The sequence below is a fragment of the Pelosinus fermentans DSM 17108 genome, from assembly GCF_000271485.2.
Lineage (GTDB): Bacteria > Bacillota > Negativicutes > DSM-13327 > DSM-13327 > Pelosinus > Pelosinus fermentans.
Window position 1 is genome coordinate 2,349,083 of sequence record NZ_AKVN02000001.1, and the last position, 17,397, is coordinate 2,366,479.

The 17,397-nt window shown below is 37.9% G+C and carries 20 protein-coding genes and 1 other annotated feature; all 20 genes read left to right on the top strand.

Features of this window, described 5'->3' with window-relative positions; genetic code table 11:
- Positions 1 to 8 precede the first annotated feature (8 nt).
- The 20 genes from FR7_RS10675 to FR7_RS10770 all read left to right on the top strand — a co-directional run bounded on the left by FR7_RS10675 (position 9) and on the right by FR7_RS10770 (position 17,387).
- Positions 9 to 239 (top strand): hypothetical protein, encoded by a 231-nt coding sequence (locus FR7_RS10675; RefSeq protein ID WP_007934724.1) that lies wholly within the window; start codon positions 9 to 11, stop codon positions 237 to 239.
- Positions 240 to 446 carry a hypothetical protein gene (locus FR7_RS24175; RefSeq protein ID WP_017531400.1) on the top strand — a complete coding sequence of 69 codons (207 nt, stop codon included), beginning with the start codon at positions 240 to 242 and terminating at the stop codon, positions 444 to 446.
- 136 nt (positions 447 to 582) lie between these two features.
- On the top strand, positions 583 to 858 hold the full coding sequence (locus FR7_RS10685; protein WP_007934722.1) for a YlmC/YmxH family sporulation protein: 276 nt from the start codon (positions 583 to 585) through the stop codon (positions 856 to 858).
- A gap of 306 nt (positions 859 to 1,164) precedes the next feature.
- Positions 1,165 to 1,623 carry a transcriptional regulator NrdR gene (gene nrdR / locus FR7_RS10690; protein WP_007934721.1) on the top strand — a complete coding sequence of 153 codons (459 nt, stop codon included), beginning with the start codon at positions 1,165 to 1,167 and terminating at the stop codon, positions 1,621 to 1,623.
- Between the two features lie 40 nt (positions 1,624 to 1,663).
- Complete coding sequence (gene nrdD / locus FR7_RS10695; RefSeq protein ID WP_007934719.1) at positions 1,664 to 3,670, top strand: anaerobic ribonucleoside-triphosphate reductase; 2,007 nt, start codon at positions 1,664 to 1,666, stop codon at positions 3,668 to 3,670.
- Positions 3,671 to 3,718: 48 nt separating this feature from the next.
- Complete coding sequence (locus FR7_RS10700) at positions 3,719 to 5,470, top strand: TIGR03960 family B12-binding radical SAM protein (RefSeq protein ID WP_007934717.1); 1,752 nt, start codon at positions 3,719 to 3,721, stop codon at positions 5,468 to 5,470.
- Positions 5,471 to 5,472: 2 nt separating this feature from the next.
- Positions 5,473 to 6,291 (top strand): peptidoglycan editing factor PgeF, encoded by an 819-nt coding sequence (gene pgeF, locus FR7_RS10705; protein ID WP_007934716.1) that lies wholly within the window; start codon positions 5,473 to 5,475, stop codon positions 6,289 to 6,291.
- Positions 6,292 to 6,590: 299 nt separating this feature from the next.
- Complete coding sequence (locus FR7_RS10710; protein WP_007934713.1) at positions 6,591 to 7,292, top strand: YggS family pyridoxal phosphate-dependent enzyme; 702 nt, start codon at positions 6,591 to 6,593, stop codon at positions 7,290 to 7,292.
- 18 nt (positions 7,293 to 7,310) lie between these two features.
- Positions 7,311 to 7,739 (top strand): cell division protein SepF, encoded by a 429-nt coding sequence (locus tag FR7_RS10715; protein ID WP_007943784.1) that lies wholly within the window; start codon positions 7,311 to 7,313, stop codon positions 7,737 to 7,739.
- A 26-nt stretch (positions 7,740 to 7,765) separates the two neighbouring features.
- A complete protein-coding gene (gene proC / locus FR7_RS10720) occupies positions 7,766 to 8,587 on the top strand; it encodes a pyrroline-5-carboxylate reductase (RefSeq protein WP_007934708.1) in 822 nt (273 codons plus the stop codon).
- Positions 8,580 to 9,365: a YlmH family RNA-binding protein gene (locus tag FR7_RS10725; RefSeq protein ID WP_007934705.1), complete on the top strand. Its 786-nt coding sequence runs from the start codon at positions 8,580 to 8,582 to the stop codon at positions 9,363 to 9,365. Before proC ends, FR7_RS10725 begins: the two co-directional genes overlap by 8 nt.
- 18 nt (positions 9,366 to 9,383) lie before the next feature.
- Positions 9,384 to 9,833, top strand: coding sequence for a DivIVA domain-containing protein (locus FR7_RS10730; RefSeq protein WP_007934703.1), 450 nt, complete (start codon positions 9,384 to 9,386; stop codon positions 9,831 to 9,833).
- Between the two features lie 61 nt (positions 9,834 to 9,894).
- Positions 9,895 to 10,109 (top strand) — a binding site (T-box leader).
- Positions 10,110 to 10,137: 28 nt separating this feature from the next.
- Entirely contained in the window at positions 10,138 to 12,933 is a 2,796-nt protein-coding gene (gene ileS, locus FR7_RS10735) for an isoleucine--tRNA ligase (RefSeq protein ID WP_272942556.1), read from the top strand.
- A gap of 77 nt (positions 12,934 to 13,010) precedes the next feature.
- Complete coding sequence (locus tag FR7_RS10740; RefSeq protein WP_007934699.1) at positions 13,011 to 13,307, top strand: DUF5665 domain-containing protein; 297 nt, start codon at positions 13,011 to 13,013, stop codon at positions 13,305 to 13,307.
- Between the two features lie 20 nt (positions 13,308 to 13,327).
- Positions 13,328 to 13,855, top strand: a complete 528-nt coding sequence (locus FR7_RS10745) for a nitroreductase family protein (protein ID WP_007934696.1) — start codon at positions 13,328 to 13,330, stop codon at positions 13,853 to 13,855.
- A gap of 11 nt (positions 13,856 to 13,866) precedes the next feature.
- Positions 13,867 to 14,499, top strand: coding sequence for a TraR/DksA C4-type zinc finger protein (locus tag FR7_RS10750; RefSeq protein ID WP_007934695.1), 633 nt, complete (start codon positions 13,867 to 13,869; stop codon positions 14,497 to 14,499).
- 188 nt (positions 14,500 to 14,687) lie between these two features.
- Positions 14,688 to 15,392 (top strand): TVP38/TMEM64 family protein, encoded by a 705-nt coding sequence (locus tag FR7_RS10755; protein ID WP_007934693.1) that lies wholly within the window; start codon positions 14,688 to 14,690, stop codon positions 15,390 to 15,392.
- Between the two features lie 154 nt (positions 15,393 to 15,546).
- Positions 15,547 to 15,711 (top strand): DUF362 domain-containing protein, encoded by a 165-nt coding sequence (locus FR7_RS10760; RefSeq protein ID WP_007934692.1) that lies wholly within the window; start codon positions 15,547 to 15,549, stop codon positions 15,709 to 15,711.
- Between the two features lie 307 nt (positions 15,712 to 16,018).
- Entirely contained in the window at positions 16,019 to 16,471 is a 453-nt protein-coding gene (gene lspA, locus FR7_RS10765; protein WP_007934690.1) for a signal peptidase II, read from the top strand.
- Positions 16,461 to 17,387: an RluA family pseudouridine synthase gene (locus FR7_RS10770; protein ID WP_007934682.1), complete on the top strand. Its 927-nt coding sequence runs from the start codon at positions 16,461 to 16,463 to the stop codon at positions 17,385 to 17,387. Before lspA ends, FR7_RS10770 begins: the two co-directional genes overlap by 11 nt.
- The last annotated feature ends 10 nt before the right edge of the window (positions 17,388 to 17,397 follow it).

The window sequence follows — 17,397 nt, forward strand, 5'->3', positions numbered from 1 at the left end:
TGATTGGTATGAAAAGAGATGAACGAATTCCACCAATTGAAGCAGTTGAAAAAGCATTGCGAGTGAAGCCTATTGGACGTATACAACTATTCAAAAGACCTGAATATATGCCGAAAGAAAAGACAAACAATCAATCGCTAAAGAAAAAAGAAGATAAAGAAGAAAAGAAAGATGAGATTGTCAATCGAGCGAGTCATGCTGCTGGACGAGTTGGTGTAACGGTAGATTATAAAGTGTAAATGAATCGTATTGTTTTTACAAGTATGGATGGTTTGACTGCCTTAGAGGTGATAGAAATTATATGCAAAAACCCATATGTAGTAAGTGTGTGTATCTTTATACAACTTGGGATCGAAATTTTCCCTATGGATGTAGGGCTATGGGGATTAAAAGTGCATCATCGCCTTCCAAGGTGGTTAGAGGGGCCTCTGGGCAGAATTGTTTAGCATATACTGCAAAGCAGAGCAAGGAAAAATAGAATAGGGAAATAGCAAGCTTAGGTGTTCATCAAATAAACTTTATTAAAATGGGATATCATAAATCTTCTTGTCCCTCATAGAATGTATTGGGGGTGTGGATGATATGAAAGGCATTACCAATTGCGTATCAGATCTTAAACTTAAAGAAGTAATTAATATTGTTGATGGTAAAAGGTTAGGGGCGATTACAGATATTGAAATTGATGTGGAAAGTGGAAGATTAACAGCTATCGTAGTTCCGGGAAATGGCAGGTTTTTAGGCTTATTTGGCCGCAGCGAGGATGTTGTAATTCCTTGGGATAAAATTAATAAAATAGGGTTTGATGTTATTTTAGTAGAGGCTACTGCTTTTGCCGAAATCAAACACCTGGATAAATAAGGATTAGTAAATATGTTACGTACATATGATATAATGATAACGATTGCAGCTTTTTTATAAAGTTGGCAGTCGTTTTCTTTTGTTGTTTTTATTAAAATTAAATTTTATTAAAAAGCTAAGCAGGAGAAGCACAATATATGGCGTAAAGTAAATAATAGAGCACAATATCTAGTAAGACAATGTAACAGCAAAATTTTGTAGTGAGCTGGTGGGTATTAGCTCGTTAAAAATATCGTTGAGAATACATCAGGAAAAGGCTGTTACTTTATGAAGCTTGTTGAATGATTATCAAAAGGGGGAATTCCTATGCGTTGTCCATTTTGTGGTTGTGTAGAAAGTCGAGTGATTGATTCACGAGCAGCGGAAGAGGGGAGTACAATTCGGCGTAGGCGTGAGTGTTTGGAATGTATGCGCCGCTTTACTACATATGAAATGATCGAACAATCCCCCTTAATGGTAATAAAAAAAGATGGTCGTCGTGTAATCTTTGAACAGAGTAAATTATTAAATGGGATTGTAAGGGCTTGTGAGAAACGCTATATACCAATTAATGAAATAGAAGCTTTAGGAGAGCGGGTAGAGCGAGATATTCGCAATACGATGGAACGAGAAATCTCTACGCAACAAATTGGCGAAATTGTAATGAAACATTTAAAAGATCTTGACCAAGTAGCATATGTTCGATTTGCTTCAGTGTATAGGCAATTTGCAGATATTAATAATTTTATGGAAGAATTGCAAGCATTGATGAAAAATAAACAATAATTACAGTATAACCTATATAAAGTGAGGAATTGGTATCATTATGAAAATTAAAAAGCGAGATGGACGTGAGGTCTCCTTTGATGAAAATAAAATTACGGAAGCTATTTTTAAAGCTGCTAAAGCTGTAGGTGGAGCGGATAAACAATTAGCAATGGAATTAACATTAGATGTCCTGCGCTTTTTAAAACAAGAATATAATGGAGGAACATTTGGTGTTGAAGAGGTCCAGGATGCTGTAGAAAAAATCTTAATTGAAAAAGGACATGCAAAAACGGCGAAAGCCTATATTTTGTATAGAGATAAACGAACTCGTATGCGCGATGGCCAATCCTATTTGATGGATGCTGTTGCAGAAATCTTAGTAGAAACCAATCGAGAAAATGCTAATATTTCTAATTCTCCTTCAGCCAAAATGCTGCAGATTGCCAGCGCTGCCAGTAAATCTTATTATTTGAATCGCTTACTTCCTGAACACATGGCTAATGCTCATATAAAAGGAGACATTCATATTCATGATTTAGACTTTTATGGAACAACATTAACTTGTGTACAAATTCCTCTTGGTAAATTATTAAAAGATGGTTTTAATAATGGGCATGGCTATATTCGGCCACCGAAGCGCCCAGCATCTGCAGCGGCTTTAGCTGCTATTATTTTGCAAAGTTCGCAAAATGATATGCATGGTGGTCAGTCTTTTGCTTTCTTTGATTCGGATATGGCTCCTTTTATGGAAGGCATTAAAGAAGAAGAGGTTTATCAGGCAATGGAAGCATTTATTTATAATCTCAATTCTATGCATAGCAGGGCAGGAGCACAAGTTCCATTTTCTAGTCTGAATATCGGTACAGATACGACACCAGCGGGACGTAGAGTAACAAAAAATCTTTTATTAGCATATGAGAAGGGGTTAGGCCATGGAGAGAACCCTATATTCCCCAATATTATTTTTCGTGTAAAAGAAGGTATTAACTTTAATAAGAAAGACCCTAATTATGATTTATTTAAGCTGGCAATCCGTGTAGCTTCTCAGCGCTTGAATCCTACTTTTAGTTTCATGGATGCTTCATTTAACAAACCTTATGGTGATCAAATTGGTTATATGGGATGCCGTACTAGAGTTATGTCTAATAAATGCGGACCGGAAGTAACGAATGGACGGGGAAATCTTAGTTTTACCACGGTCAATTTACCTAGGCTTGCGATTCAGGCAGAACGAAATTTAATGAAGTTTTATCAGAGCTTATCCGATCTCATTGATTTAACTTGTGAACAGTTGTTTCATCGTTATCAGGTGCAAGGGAAATTAAGAGTAAAAGATATGCCATTTTTAATGGGGCAAGGCTTATATTTGGATTCAGATAAATTAGCTGCAAATGACATGATTGCAGATGTGATCAAACATGGCACGTTATCAGTAGGCTTCATTGGCTTAGCTGAAGCTTTGATTGCCTTAACGGGCTATCATCATGGTGAAGGTGAGGAATCCCAAATATTGGGTGAGGAAATTGTGGCATTTATGCGCAACAAAGTTGATAAGGCTACGGATAAATACATGTTGAATTATACGTTGCTGGCAACACCGGCAGAAGGATTAGCAGGACGTTTTGTCAAAATGGATTGCCGTGAATATGGCTTGATCCCTGGTGTAACAGATAAAGATTATTATACTAACTCCTTTCATATTCCTGTCAATTATTCCATTAGTGTATATGATAAAATAAAAATAGAAGCGATTTATCATAAATATACAAATGCAGGTCATATTAGTTATGTGGAGTTTACAGCACCTCCTGTAAATAACCTCAAGGCAGTTGAAGATGTGATTCGTTACATGCAGCAATGTGATATTGGATATGCAGGTATTAATTTCCCCGTAGATTTTTGTGAAGGTTGTGGCTATCTCGGTGTAATTGGTGGGGATACATGCCCTGTATGTTCTATGTCTGACATCAAAAGAGTACGACGCATCACTGGTTATCTGAGTACCATTGATCGCTTTAATGACGCAAAGCATGAAGAATTAGAGCAGCGTGTAGCACATCTGTAATAAGATGGTTAAAAGGAATGTATCGTATTTAAGATGGAGTGATAAGTTTTGACTTGGCAATTAAAAGAAAAGTTACAGAAAACTTTGGCAGAAGAACAGGGGGCGATGGTTTTTCCTCCTGGATCACGTCGAGGCTTTGCATTAGTGTATCCAAATACATATCATGTAGGAATGTCCAATTTAGGATTTCAAATTATTTATCAACAAGTCAATTCTAGGGGAGATACAGCCTGTGAAAGGTTATTTTTACCTGACAGAAAAACAGAGCCTGAATATATTCGTACGAATACACCGTTAATGACCATCGAAACGCAACGTCCATTATATGGATTTTCTTTAATCGGCTTTGCTCTAACATTTGAAATGGATTATTTTAATGTAGTAAGTATTTTACAGCTTGGAAAGGTTCCTGTATTAGCTGCTGATCGGGGAGAAAAAGATCCTTTGGTTATTGCAGGCGGTCCTTGTGCGACCTTTAATCCAGAACCTTTAGCTGATTTATTTGATGTGTTTATCATTGGTGAAGGCGAAGAAATCATACACGAAATATTAGATGTCTATTATCAGGCACGTGATAATAATATCTCTAGGCAGGAAATTTTATTTCAAATAGCACAAATTCCTGGTGCATATGTGCCTTGTTTTTATCAAGTGGAATATAAAGCAGATGGTACGATTAAAAAAGTATCTTGTTCTGAGGGAGTGCCCCAGCATGTACAGCGGCGCTGGATTCAAGAGTTGGATCAATATGAGGCGCAGACGGTGGTTGTAACTCCAAATACTGAGTTTAAAGATATGTTTTTGATTGAGGTAGCTCGTGGCTGTGGCCGCCATTGCCGCTTTTGTATGGCAGGGTATTGCTATCGAAATCCTCGAGTAAGATCGCTAAAGACATTAGAAGCCGCCGTTGTAAAGGCAAAAGCATATCGCAGTAAGGTTGGATTAATGGGGGCTGCGATTTCTGATTATCCTGAGATTGATTCGTTATGTAATATTATTTTAGAACAAGGAATGCATATGTCTGTGGCCTCTTTAAGAGCCGATACTCTTACCTTGGATTTGGTAAGTGCATTGGCTGTTAGCAAACATCGAACAATTACTTTAGCGCCGGAAGCTGCGAGTATCCGTTTGCGCAAAGTGATTAATAAAACCATTACAGATGAGCATCTATTTAATTCCATTAAAATGGCGGTTAACGCAGGGATACCCCATATTCGACTCTATATTATGATTGGATTACCTTATGAGGAAGACGAAGACATTGAAGAAATCGTTACCATGGCAATAACTATTAAAGAGTATATGGAATCTTTAGGCAGTAGAGGACGGTTAACCTTAAGTATTAATCCCTTTATTCCGAAACCCTTTACACCTTTTCAGTGGATGCCCATGACACAGGTTTCAGTAGTGGAAAAAAGGCTAAAGTATATTAGCTCTAGTTTGCGGCAACAAAGAGGAATAGAAGTATTGGTTGAATCGCCAAAAGAAGCTTATATTCAAGGTGTTTTAGCTAGAGGAGATCGGCGGTTGTCTGCTGTATTGCTAGATGCTCACGAGAAGGGCGGCAGTAAAGGTTTTAAGCAGGCGATGAAAAAGAACATGCTTCGTGAGGAAGATTACTTATATCGTCAGCGGGAGCCAGAAAGTGAAATTCTGCCTTGGAAAGTGCTGGATATGGGGCTGGATTCATTGTACTTAGAACGAGAATTAGAAGAGGCTAAAAAAGAAGAATTTACTGCTCCATGTGCGCAAGGCTGTACTCGGTGTGGAATATGTAAAAAGGCTGATAGGAGTGTGTAGTGATGGAGCGATTTATTTTAAACTATGGAACTAGAGGGCAATGGTATGGAACGTTTACCCATTTCAGTGCATTAGCTATTAAACATGGTATATCTAGTCGGTTTGGCGGGGTAAGTAAGCCGCCATTTCATTCCTTGAATGTAGCGCTGCATACAGGCGATTGTGATGAGAGTGTTATTATAAATCGGCAGCTGTTTTGTCAAGGGATTGGGATTCATTCAGAACATATTGTGACCGCTCAACAGCTTCATACGGATCATATTGCAGTGGTAACCCAAGAAGCAAAAGGAAGAGGCGCAGGCAGCTACGAGGATGCAATTCCAAATACAGATGCTCTGATAACTAATGTTCCGGGAATTCCTTTAATGTTATTTTTTGCTGACTGTGTTCCAGTGCTAATTGTAGATCCGGTACAGCGGGCTATTGGCGCAGTTCATGCAGGTTGGAGAGGAACGTTGGAAAAGATTGCGCAAAAAACAATCCTTTCCATGCAATCTAATTTTGGTACGAAACCTGAGGATTGTCTGGTTGGAATAGCTCCTTCTATTGGTCCTTGCTGCTATGTTGTTGATGAAATCGTAATTAATAAACTAAAAAAACAATTCAATAATTGGGAAGAACTAATAAAAGAAGCCAATGAAAAAGGCAAATGGTATTTTGATTTGTGGAAAGCCAATGTACACCAATTGGAAGAAATTGGTGTGAAAGGAAGTAACGTGGTAACCAGTGGAGTGTGTACTGCTTGTAATCATGAATTATTTTTTTCTTATCGAAAAGAAAATGGGGCTACTGGAAGAATCGGAGCTGTTATTGTCTTGTAAGCGAATGCTTACAAGATTTTTTTTAGAATTTATAAGTTTTGCAAGTGAAAACATATAAGAAATTATGAGCCACAAAGGCACAATGCCGCAGCTGCGGCACACAAAGGAGAGCACAAAAAATATAAATACCCACCCTTTGTGTCCTGTGCGTCTTTGTGGTTCGATTCGTTTTATCTGTTTTAAAGGATGCGGAGCGTTTTTCTTATTATTGTAATGTCAATATATTTTTTATGTTTAGGAGATACTTAAGAGGAAATTAATGTTTATTCGCGAATAATGCATATAATGGAGGGTTTACCATGTCTATTCGAACAAACTTAACCCAAGTTATAGAAAATATTCATAGTGCTGTACATAAGAGAAGTAAGACATTAATTAATGAATCTAAAAATGTTAAATTGGTAGCTGTAACAAAGAATCATGATGTAGCAGCCATTCAAGAAGCGGTTGCTGCTGGAGTGCTGGCAATTGGCGAAAATAGAATACAAGAAGCCGCTAAAAAAGCTCAAATACTTCAAAAACAAGTGGAATGGCATCTTATCGGTCATTTGCAGACCAATAAGGTTCGTCAAGCAGTCCAGCTGTTTGATCTGATTCATTCTGTAGATAGTAAAAAAGTGGCTCTGGAAATTGATCGTATTGCCGGTGCCTTAGGGAAAAGGCAAGATATTCTGATCCAGGTTAATATGGCTAATGAAGATACCAAATTTGGGATCGCTTCCAAAGATGCTTTAACATTAGCGAAGTCTATTAGCAATCTAGAGCATGTCCGATTATGCGGAGCGATGACGATTGCCCCTTTTTATGACAATGCAGAGCAAGCCAGACCTCTATTTCGCAATATGTGCCAATTATTTATGGAACTAAAAGATATGAATTTGGCGAATACAAATATAGAGTGGCTATCTATGGGAATGACAAATGATTATATCGTAGGTGTTGAAGAGGGAGCAAATTTAGTACGTATTGGTACTGGGATATTTGGACAGCGTCAATATTAAAGGGAGGTATAAAGGAACATGAAGTTTATGGAAAAAGTCTGGGGAAGCTTAGGCTTATTTGAACCTGTAGAGGCTGAGGAAGATCCAAAGCAAAAAGTAGAAGAATTAGAAGTAGGGAAAGGAAAAAAAAATAGTAACCTAGTAAATTTACCCACTGCTCAGAAACAAATGAAAGTTATGGTAGTGGAGCCATTCTCTTTTGATGATGCTCAACATGTAGCTGATCATTTGAAAAATCGAAAACCTGTTGTTGTGAATTTTGAGAATTGTGATAAAGAAGTTGCTAAGCGCATGATTGACTTTATTAGTGGGACTACCTATGCTTTAGCTGGGAGCATTCAAAAAATTGGTAACAATATATTTCTCTGTGCTCCTAATAATGTAGATGTTACTTATAGCCCTCATGAAGAAGGCAGTGATAAAGAATTTTTACCATGGAATAAATAAAGAGTTAAAATACGGGGGATTACCAGATGTTGCAGAATAAAAAAATCGGTTTTATCGGTAGCGGAGCTATGGCTGAAGCCTTAATTGATGGAATATTAAAAGCTAATTTAGTTACGCCGAGTCAAATTATCGTAAATGATATTTCACAGAATCGTCTAGAGCATATGGCTGGGAAATTTGGTGTACTTACGACGTTAAGTATTAAGGATACTGTAAAAGCAGCAGATATATTGTTTTTAACTGTGAAGCCTCAGATTATTAATGGTGTATTAGATGCCATTGCACCACTGCTTTCACCTACAACCTTAGTTGTATCAATTGCAGCGGGAATTACAATTGGAATACTTGAGAGCAAATTGATACGGATTCCAATTGTAAGAGTTATGCCAAACACTCCGGTGTCAGTAGGGGAAGGGATGTCTGTTCTTGCTTTGGGGCATTATGCAGGTGAAGAAAATGGCGAATTAGTATTAACTATTTTTGCTTCTGTAGGTAGAGCCATTATTATGGATGAAAATGCTATGGATGCAGTAACGGGATTATCAGGTAGTGGTCCGGGATACGTCTTTGTACTTATTGATGCATTAACAGATGCAGGTGTCCGGGTTGGCTTGTCCAGACAAAATTCATTGGTTATGGCAGCTCAGACCTTATTGGGAGCAGCTAAGATGGTTCTGGAAACAGGGGAACATCCCGCAAGATTAAGGGATATGGTAACTTCTCCAGGTGGAACTGCTATTGCGGGTATACATGTATTAGAGCAAAAGGGTGTAAGAGCAGCTTTAATTGATGCAGTACAAGCAGCTACAAAACGTTCACAGGAGATGGGGAAAAAATCACATGGGTGACCGAGAAAAAATTATACGATATTATCAGGCTAGCGGTGAAGGTGAATTAGCAGCTAAATTATTGGATTTAGCTGAAGCGGCATTGCGTAATCGAAAGTACAAAGTAACAGAGTTTCTGGATCCTTACGGTTATAGCATTGCAGAAACGATTGGTGCACATTATGATCGATTAAAGCTGGTAGCCAGCGGTGGTTATGATGGGGCGGAGCGAGTTAAAGCTGTTTTTATAAATGAAGAGTTTCGGGGTACCCCTGATGCTGCAGTAGAGGCTGTCTCCGTAACATGGGATGAGAGATATTATCAAATCACTCATCGAGATGTGCTGGGGGCATTGATGGCATTAGGTATCAAGCGAGAAATTATTGGTGATATCATTATGTGTGGGCATGGATGCCAAATTATTATCGATTCATCTTTCTTCAATTTTCTTATGCAAAATTTCAGTAAGATTGGTGCGGCGCCTATCAGTATTACGCAATTGAAGATCGCAGATATTGCTCCTCGAGAAGAAAAAGTAAAGGAAATCAAAACGACTGTAGCTTCTCTTCGATTGGACGTCATAGCAGCAGCTGGTTTTGGAACTTCCCGCAGCAGAATGTCAGAGGAAATCGTGGCAGGTAAACTAAAAATAAACTGGCAGGAAGCTAAAAATAGTGCTCAGTCCATTAAAGAAAATGATGTTATTTCAATGCGTGGACGGGGGAGAGTCGAAGTTTGTGAAGTACTGGGGCAAACCAGAAAAGGACGAATGAGTGTTGTATTAAAACGTTTTATGTAGATACGTGGAGGTGTATTCATGCTAACCCCTTTAGATATTCATAATAAAGAATTTAAGAGAAGTTTTCGAGGATATAACGAAGAAGATGTTGATGAATTCCTTGACCGAGTCATAAAAGATTATGAGCTATTATATCGGGAAAATATTGAGTTGAAAGAGAATATGGACCGACTTAATAGTAAATTAGAACATTTTCAACATATGGAAAACACTTTGCATAATACGTTAATTGTTGCTCAGGAAACAGCGGAAGAAGTAAAGTTAAATGCTAAAAAGACAACAGAACTAATGATAAAAGAAGCAGAGATCAACGCTCAGAAACTCGTAGAGGAAGCTGCCAACAAAGTACGTCGTATGGCTAGTGAATATCAGGATTTGAAAAAACAAGTTGATGTATATCGTGTTCGTATGCGTACCCTTGTACAAGCACAGTTGGAGATATTAGGTGAATCTGGTGAGGATGAATAGGTAATTTGACAATGTACCTTTTATTGGTTATAATCAACTTTATTGTAGAATGTTAATACTAATACAAGTTATGATGGAGACAGTAGCTAAAAAACTGATTTTACAGCGAGTTAGGAATAGTGTAAGCCTAATAGTAATCAAGTTTAGTGAAGATCACTCCTGAACTGCAAACTGAAATACAGTAAGATTTGCCGTTTAACGAGCGTTATATCGTTACAAAAGTGGCTGTAACAGTCATTAGGGTGGTACCACGGGAAACAACCTCTCGTCCCTTCAGGGATGAAGAGGTTTTATTTTTTTGGAGGTGTTATTGTTGGATTATAGTAAAACCCTTAATTTACCGCAAACTGAATTTCCAATGCGAGGAAATTTACCAGAAAGAGAGCCTGAAATGCTCAATTACTGGAAGCAACAAAAAATTTATGAGAAACGTACAACGCAGGTGGAAAAGCCTAAATTTATCTTACATGATGGGCCTCCTTATGCGAATGGTGATATTCATATTGGTCATGCTTTAAATAAGATTTTAAAAGATATGATTTTGAAATACAAATCATTACGCGGATTTAATACTCCTTATGTGCCTGGTTGGGATACTCATGGTCTACCGATTGAACATGCTGCCATAAAAATACTCGGTCTAAATAGGCATGAACTAAAACCATTGGATTTACGTCGTGAATGTAAAGATTATGCTTTGAAATTTGTTGATACCCAGCGTCAAGACTTCAAACGTTTAGGTATTGGTGCTGATTGGGACAATCCATATGTAACATTGCGGCCTGTCTATGAAGCAAAGCAGATCGAGGTCTTTGGGGAAATGGCTAAGAAAGGTCATATTTATAAGGGTTTAAAATCGGTGTATTGGTGTACTTCATGTGAGACTGCTTTGGCAGAAGCTGAAATTGAATATGCAGAAAAAAAATCTCATACCATTTATGTTAAATTTCCTTTAGTGGATGATAAAGGGACTTTGCCTGTAGGAATAAATGCTGAAAATGTATATGGTGTCATTTGGACAACCACGCCTTGGACAATGCCGGCCAATGTTGCCATTGCTGTTCATCCGGAATTAGAATACGCATGGGTGGAATCCCAAGGTGAAATTTATCTTTTAGCAGTAGAATTAATTGAAGCGGTAGCAAAAGATAATAAACTAGAAAGCTATACGATATTGTCCACTTTAAAGGGGGCTGATCTTGAAGGTGTGGTTTTCTCCCATCCCTTTATCGAGCGGGAGTCTATAATTGTTTTGGCCGACTATGTTACCCTAGAACAAGGTACTGGCTGTGTACATACGGCTCCAGGACACGGCCCAGACGATTTTGAAACGGGTATAAGGCACGGATTGCCAATCATTAATCCCGTGGACCATGCAGGGCGCTTTACAGCTGAAGGTGGCATATTTGAAGGCATGTTAATACATGATGCTGATGTCCCTGTAATCAAAGAACTAGCAGCACGTGGTATGTTGCTTGGCAAGGGTAAAATCAAACACCAATACGCTCATTGCTGGCGTTGCAAAAATCCTGTTATTTATCGGGCAACGGAACAGTGGTTTGCATCAGTAGATGGGTTTAGGGAACAAGCATTGCAAGCGATTAAAGATGTACAATGGATTCCTGGCTGGGGTGAAGACCGGATACATAATATGGTGGCGGATCGTCATGACTGGTGTATTTCCCGTCAAAGGGTATGGGGAGTTCCAATTCCTATTTTTTATTGTACACAATGTAATGAACATGTTATCAATGATATAACAATTACTGCTGTTAAGAATTTATTTCGTCAAGAAGGTTCTGATGCATGGTGGGCCAAAGACTCAAGTGAAATATTGCCAGAAGGCTTTACTTGTTCCCATTGCGGTCACGATAGTTTTCGCAAAGAAACGGATATTATGGATGTTTGGTTTGATAGCGGGTCAAGTCATGCAGCTGTACTAGAGCAGCATGAAGAACTTGCATGGCCGGCTGACTTATACTTAGAGGGAAGTGATCAGCATCGAGGGTGGTTTCAGTCATCTTTATTAACATCAGTGGCAACAAAGGGAATTGCCCCTTATAAAGCGGTTCTTACTCATGGTTTTGTGGTAGATGGTGATGGTCGTAAAATGTCTAAATCCGTTGGTAATGTTATTTTTCCACAGGATGTTATCAAAAAATATGGGGCTGACATTTTGCGTTTATGGGTAGCCTCTGCTGACTATCAGGCGGATGTTCGTGTTTCGAACGATATCTTGAAACAATTGTCTGAAGTATATCGAAAAATACGCAACACCTTCCGCTACATTCTGGGCAGTATTCATGATTTTAACCCAGATACAGATAGAGTGGGTTATAATGAGTTATTAGAGATCGATCGGTGGGCACTTTTACGATTAGAACAAGTTCGTGAGAAAGTTACAAAAGCGTATGAAGAGTATGAGTTCCATTTAATCTATCATACAGTACATAATTTTTGTACTGTTGATTTAAGCTCAATTTACTTAGACATATTAAAAGATCGCGTATACACAGCTTTGCCTGCTTCCAAAGAGCGGCGAGCAGCACAAACTGTTATGTATGAACTCGTAAGTACTTTGGTACGTCTTATTTCACCTGTTCTTACCTTTACTGCTGAAGAAGTGTGGCAGCATATGAAACAAGAACAGAATATGCCAGAAAGTGTGCAGTTGGCTGATTGGCCAATGGTTCATGATGAATATCTTAATGCTGACTTAGAAGCAAAATGGACTTCTATATTGGCAATGCGCAGTGAGATTACGAAAGCGTTAGAAACTGCTAGACGTAATAAGGTGATTGGACATTCTTTGGATGCAGAGGTTACACTGTATGCAAATGATAAGATATTTACTCAATTATCAGCTATGGATAAAGAGTGGGCAAATATTTTGATTGTATCAAAGATTCATGTTGTAGAAGATACTTCAAAAGCACCGGAAAGTGCATATCAAGTAGAGGATATGGCATTGTCAATTGTCGTATCACAAGCGGAAGGTCAAAAATGTGAACGCTGCTGGATTTATAGTGATACTGTAGGCAAGATGGAGAAGCACGAAACACTATGCAGCCGCTGCAACGATGTAGTAGTCAAATTATAAAATGAACGTAAAAAACCGGAACTTGTTTCCGGTTTTTTTTTTATAAGATGGAGATAATAGAATTGGAGGTATGTTTAGTGGAACAACAAGAAAAGCAAGATGTAATTTCAGTACAATTAAAAAGATTGATATGTCATTTAGAGTCAATGCGCATTGCTGAATATATGGAACTTCTCGAGCGGCCAGGAAAACTGATACTCATCAATTTTATTGCTGGAATCGCACGGGGATTAGGCATTGCCATTGGAGCATCTGTATTTTTTGCCATGGTATTAAACTTATTACATCAACTTATTTTACTCAACATACCGGGTATTGGAAACTTTGTAGCAGATATTATACACATTGTAGAAATGAAGAATGGAAAATTTTAAAGAAATAGGAGTGTTTATGTATGACGAAAGATGTTTTTGATTGTATGAGGGAAAGTCATAGCGTTCGAAATTTTCTGCAGCAGGATATACCTGAACCTACCCTAACAAGAATCTTAGAGGCGGGTTGCTGGGCTCCTAGTGCAGGAAATTTGCAGCCATGGTATTTTTATGTAATAAAAAATCAGGAAATTAAAAGAAAAGTTGCTGAAGCTTGTTTTGAGCAAAATCAAATTGAAAATTCACCGGTGAGTATTGTTATATTAGCTGACCCAGCTCGCTCTAATGAAAAATATGGTGAGCGTGGTGCTCAATTATATTGTTTGCAAGATACTGCGGTTGCCGCAGAAAATATGATTTTAGCAGCTTATGGACTGGGGATTTCTACTTGTTGGATTGGCGCTTTTGATGAAATCAAAATCCAGCAAGCAGTTGAAGCTCCTCCTAGACTTCGAGCAGTGGCTATTCTTTGTTTAGGGTATAGCAACGAAGCCGATAGACCTGCCAAAGAAAGACTCAGAATCGGTGAAGTAACGAAGATTATTCATTAGGAGAGGGTACTTTGGATGCTGCAAAATATAAAGAGTTAGCAAAACGATTATACGAAGAGAAGCAGGACTTACTAAAGCAAATTACTTCTTTGGAAGAATCAGGGTTAGAAACAAGTTTATCCTATTCAACGGGAGAATTATCAGTCTGTGATAATCATCCTGCTGATATTGGCGATGAATTATTTGAACGCAGTAAAGATATTGCTTTAAAAGATAATGCCCGGGTTTTATTGTCGCGAGTGGAAAAAGCTCTTAAGAAAATGGATAATGGAAACTATGAATATTGTAGTACCTGTGGCAAAGAAATACCTGTAGCTAGGTTAGAGGCTATTCCTTGGGCTAACGAATGTATACAATGTCAGGAGCAATACGATATTGTAGATTCTATCCCAAGACCTTTAGAAGAAGAGGTGCTAACGCCACCTTTTCAACAAAATTTTTTAGATCATGATAAAAATGAATTTATTGGTTTTGATGGTGAGGATGCTTTACAAGCGGTCATGCGTTATGGCAGCTCTGATACACCCCAGGATATTCCTGGAAGCCGCAATTACAAAAAGTTGTTCAATAATAGTGATGAGCAGCAAGGAATTGTTGATCCGGCAGACGCTATTCCTGTAAAAGAAAGAGATGGAAGTCCATGAAAGAAATAATTACAGAATTCATTGCTTCAAAAAATAAACGTATGAGTTAAATTAAAAAACTGGGCGATAATTTTTAGCCCAGTTTTTTAATTCGCAGCAGGAGTTACGTGTGTCAAAGTAAAAAGATAGTAGCGTAATATATTATAGAATCCATCGGTGAAGGGGTAGTTTTGCTGGGAGGTGTTTTTATGGCAACACCAATGATGATAGCGAAAGGTGTTATATATCGACTTGGGGTATTGGTTATTGCTGTAATAGGATATTTATATTTGCCTGGCATACAAGAATTTTTTGAAAGTGGATTTTCCTTACTATGGGATCGTGACTTTGACGGATTACGTCAATTTATTTTGTCCTATGGTTTTTGGGCACCTTTGTGCAGTATTCTGTTAATGACTCTGCAGTCGCTAATCCCCTTTGTTCCAGGATTAGCAATCACTATTACTAATGCTTGGATTTTTGGCTGGCAGTATGGGGCAGTCTATTCCTGGCTGGGAGCATTACTTGGAGCATGTTTAGATTTTGCTATTGCAAGATGGTATGGACGACCAATTGTTGAAAAATTCATAAATAACAAGTTTTTAAAGATAGCAGATGCATTTCTTCATAAGCATGGTATATTTGCTGTATTTATTACTCGCTTGACACCCATTATTCCCTTTAAGGTGATAAGCTATGGTGTTGGATTAACGACTCTTTCTTTTTGTCAATTTGCAATAGCAACGGCAATTGGCCAAGCGCCTGCGATTTTCATATATTCGGTTATCGGTGAAAATCTTACACATAGTATTCGTGCCACGGTTATTATTACTTCTTTGTTGCTTGCCACCGGTGCTTTTGGGTATTATTTCAGCGAGGATATAGAACGAAGGTTTTTTCCTGATAAAGAATAACCATGGGAAATGTATATAATAAATTTTATAAGTTTCTAGAAGGAAAGTATAAGTATAATGTAAAAATATCATATTAAATATGATATTAGTTATGTGATTTCTTGTTAGTATATAGTATAATGGTATACAGTGATCTACATAGGAGGTGAATTTCATGTATAAAATTGATAGTAGCTGTATTTCATGTGGCGCTTGTGCTTCCGTTTGCCCGGTTGAAGCTATTTCTGAAGGCGATACTCAATATAGTATCGATGAAAAATGTATTGACTGTGGTTCTTGTGCTGCAACCTGTCCAGTGGGAGCAATTAGCCCAGAATAAGTAACATAATTAAAGCAAATGACTTGGGATATACTAAGTCATAGACATAGGCACCAGCCTTAGTCATCTTTGAGTGAAATTAAAAATGATTTCACTAGAAAAGCTCAGAATTTCTGAGCTTTTCTTTTTGCCAAAAGTTCAGTCACCAATTGGCCGGAGGTAACGATACGTAAGGAGTAAAAACTTTACCTTTGACCAATTTTTGTTTATTATATATAGTAAGCTTATAATTGTGATAACAATTAGTAGATGAAAATTTATTTTATATGCAATAAAAATGTTATGTACAGGATAGGAGAGAAGATTAGTGCCTATATTAATAGTAGTATTCGTGGTGATAATGGATCAGTTGTCTAAATTTTACATTCAAACACATATGACTTTGGGGATGTCTATACCTGTGATTAATGATATTTTCCATATTACCTATGTTTTAAATCCAGGAGCTGCCTTTGGGTTGTTTGAGCATCAAACGTTATTTTTTTTAATAGTGGCAATTATCCTAGTATCAGCTGCGATTTATTTTTATCCGCGGATACCAAAGAAATATAGCTTACTGCGCTTTGGTACTGGTTTGCTGGTAGGGGGAGCAATTGGGAATGTGATTGATCGCATCAAAACAGGTTACGTAATTGATTTTTTTGATTTTCGTATTTGGCCTGTTTTTAATATTGCTGATGCGGCCATTGTATGTGGCGTAGGTTGTATTATTTTTACTATGGTTTATTTACATAAAGAGGATGAAGCAAATGGGGAATGAAATGTACTATCATATAAGTGAATCCCAAGCAGGAGAGCGTTTAGATATATTTTTAACTAAACAAATGCCTGGTATATCTCGTTCTGCAGTACAAAGACTTATCAGTAGTGGAGACGTTACAGTCAATAAAAAAATAGCAAAAGCCAATTATAAGGTGCAAGAGTTAGATGACATTCAAGTAAGTATACCTGAGATTAAAACGTTAGAATTAACAGCGGAAGAAATTCCACTTGCCATTTTATATGAGGATAATGATATTATTATTATTAATAAATCCCGGGGGATGGTTGTACATCCTGCTCCGGGGAATTATAATGGTACATTAGTAAATGCTTTATTAGAACATTGTGAAGATTTGTCAGGCATCAATGGTGTCGCCCGTCCGGGGATTGTCCATCGTCTAGATAAAGATACTTCAGGTGTTATGGCGGTTGCAAAGAGTGATAGAGCACATGTGAGCTTGGCTAAGCAAATCAAGGAGCGTACGGCCAGTCGGCGTTATTTGGCAATTGTATATGGAAATATTAAGGAGGATCATGGTGTTATTAAGGCACCAATTGGGCGTCATCCTAGTGAACGCAAAAAAATGGCAGTAACCTTTACTAATAGTAAGGAAGCAACTACGAAATTTCGTGTGATGGAACGATTTGGTGATTATACCTTAGTAGAATGTAAATTACTCACAGGGCGTACACATCAAATTAGGGTGCATATGACCTATATTGGACACTCCGTTGTTGGCGATCCGAAATATGGGCCTGGACGCATGCCTTTTTCGATTATTGGGCAGGCTTTGCATTCTGCTGAACTTAGAATCTCTCATCCTGTTACGGAAGAAAGTATGACGTTTACAGCGCCTTTACCGGAAGATATGGAAATGATTTTAAAAGAATTACGGCAAAAGACATATAATTAGGAAGGGGTAG

What these genes read in the sequence shown, in the direction of transcription:
- proC (WP_007934708.1), top strand. Translation starts at nt 7,766, where the DNA reads ATGTTGCAGAATAAAAAAATCGGTTTTATCGGTAGCGGAGCTATGGCT.
- FR7_RS10755 (WP_007934693.1), top strand. Translation starts at nt 14,688, where the DNA reads ATGGCAACACCAATGATGATAGCGAAAGGTGTTATATATCGACTTGGG.
- FR7_RS24175 (WP_017531400.1), top strand. Translation starts at nt 240, where the DNA reads ATGAATCGTATTGTTTTTACAAGTATGGATGGTTTGACTGCCTTAGAG.
- FR7_RS10685 (WP_007934722.1), top strand. Translation starts at nt 583, where the DNA reads ATGAAAGGCATTACCAATTGCGTATCAGATCTTAAACTTAAAGAAGTA.
- FR7_RS10770 (WP_007934682.1), top strand. Translation starts at nt 16,461, where the DNA reads ATGGGGAATGAAATGTACTATCATATAAGTGAATCCCAAGCAGGAGAG.
- FR7_RS10745 (WP_007934696.1), top strand. Translation starts at nt 13,328, where the DNA reads ATGACGAAAGATGTTTTTGATTGTATGAGGGAAAGTCATAGCGTTCGA.
- FR7_RS10760 (WP_007934692.1), top strand. Translation starts at nt 15,547, where the DNA reads ATGTATAAAATTGATAGTAGCTGTATTTCATGTGGCGCTTGTGCTTCC.
- FR7_RS10730 (WP_007934703.1), top strand. Translation starts at nt 9,384, where the DNA reads ATGCTAACCCCTTTAGATATTCATAATAAAGAATTTAAGAGAAGTTTT.
- nrdR (WP_007934721.1), top strand. Translation starts at nt 1,165, where the DNA reads ATGCGTTGTCCATTTTGTGGTTGTGTAGAAAGTCGAGTGATTGATTCA.
- FR7_RS10710 (WP_007934713.1), top strand. Translation starts at nt 6,591, where the DNA reads ATGTCTATTCGAACAAACTTAACCCAAGTTATAGAAAATATTCATAGT.
- pgeF (WP_007934716.1), top strand. Translation starts at nt 5,473, where the DNA reads ATGGAGCGATTTATTTTAAACTATGGAACTAGAGGGCAATGGTATGGA.
- nrdD (WP_007934719.1), top strand. Translation starts at nt 1,664, where the DNA reads ATGAAAATTAAAAAGCGAGATGGACGTGAGGTCTCCTTTGATGAAAAT.
- FR7_RS10675 (WP_007934724.1), top strand. Translation starts at nt 9, where the DNA reads ATGAAAAGAGATGAACGAATTCCACCAATTGAAGCAGTTGAAAAAGCA.
- FR7_RS10725 (WP_007934705.1), top strand. Translation starts at nt 8,580, where the DNA reads ATGGGTGACCGAGAAAAAATTATACGATATTATCAGGCTAGCGGTGAA.
- FR7_RS10715 (WP_007943784.1), top strand. Translation starts at nt 7,311, where the DNA reads ATGAAGTTTATGGAAAAAGTCTGGGGAAGCTTAGGCTTATTTGAACCT.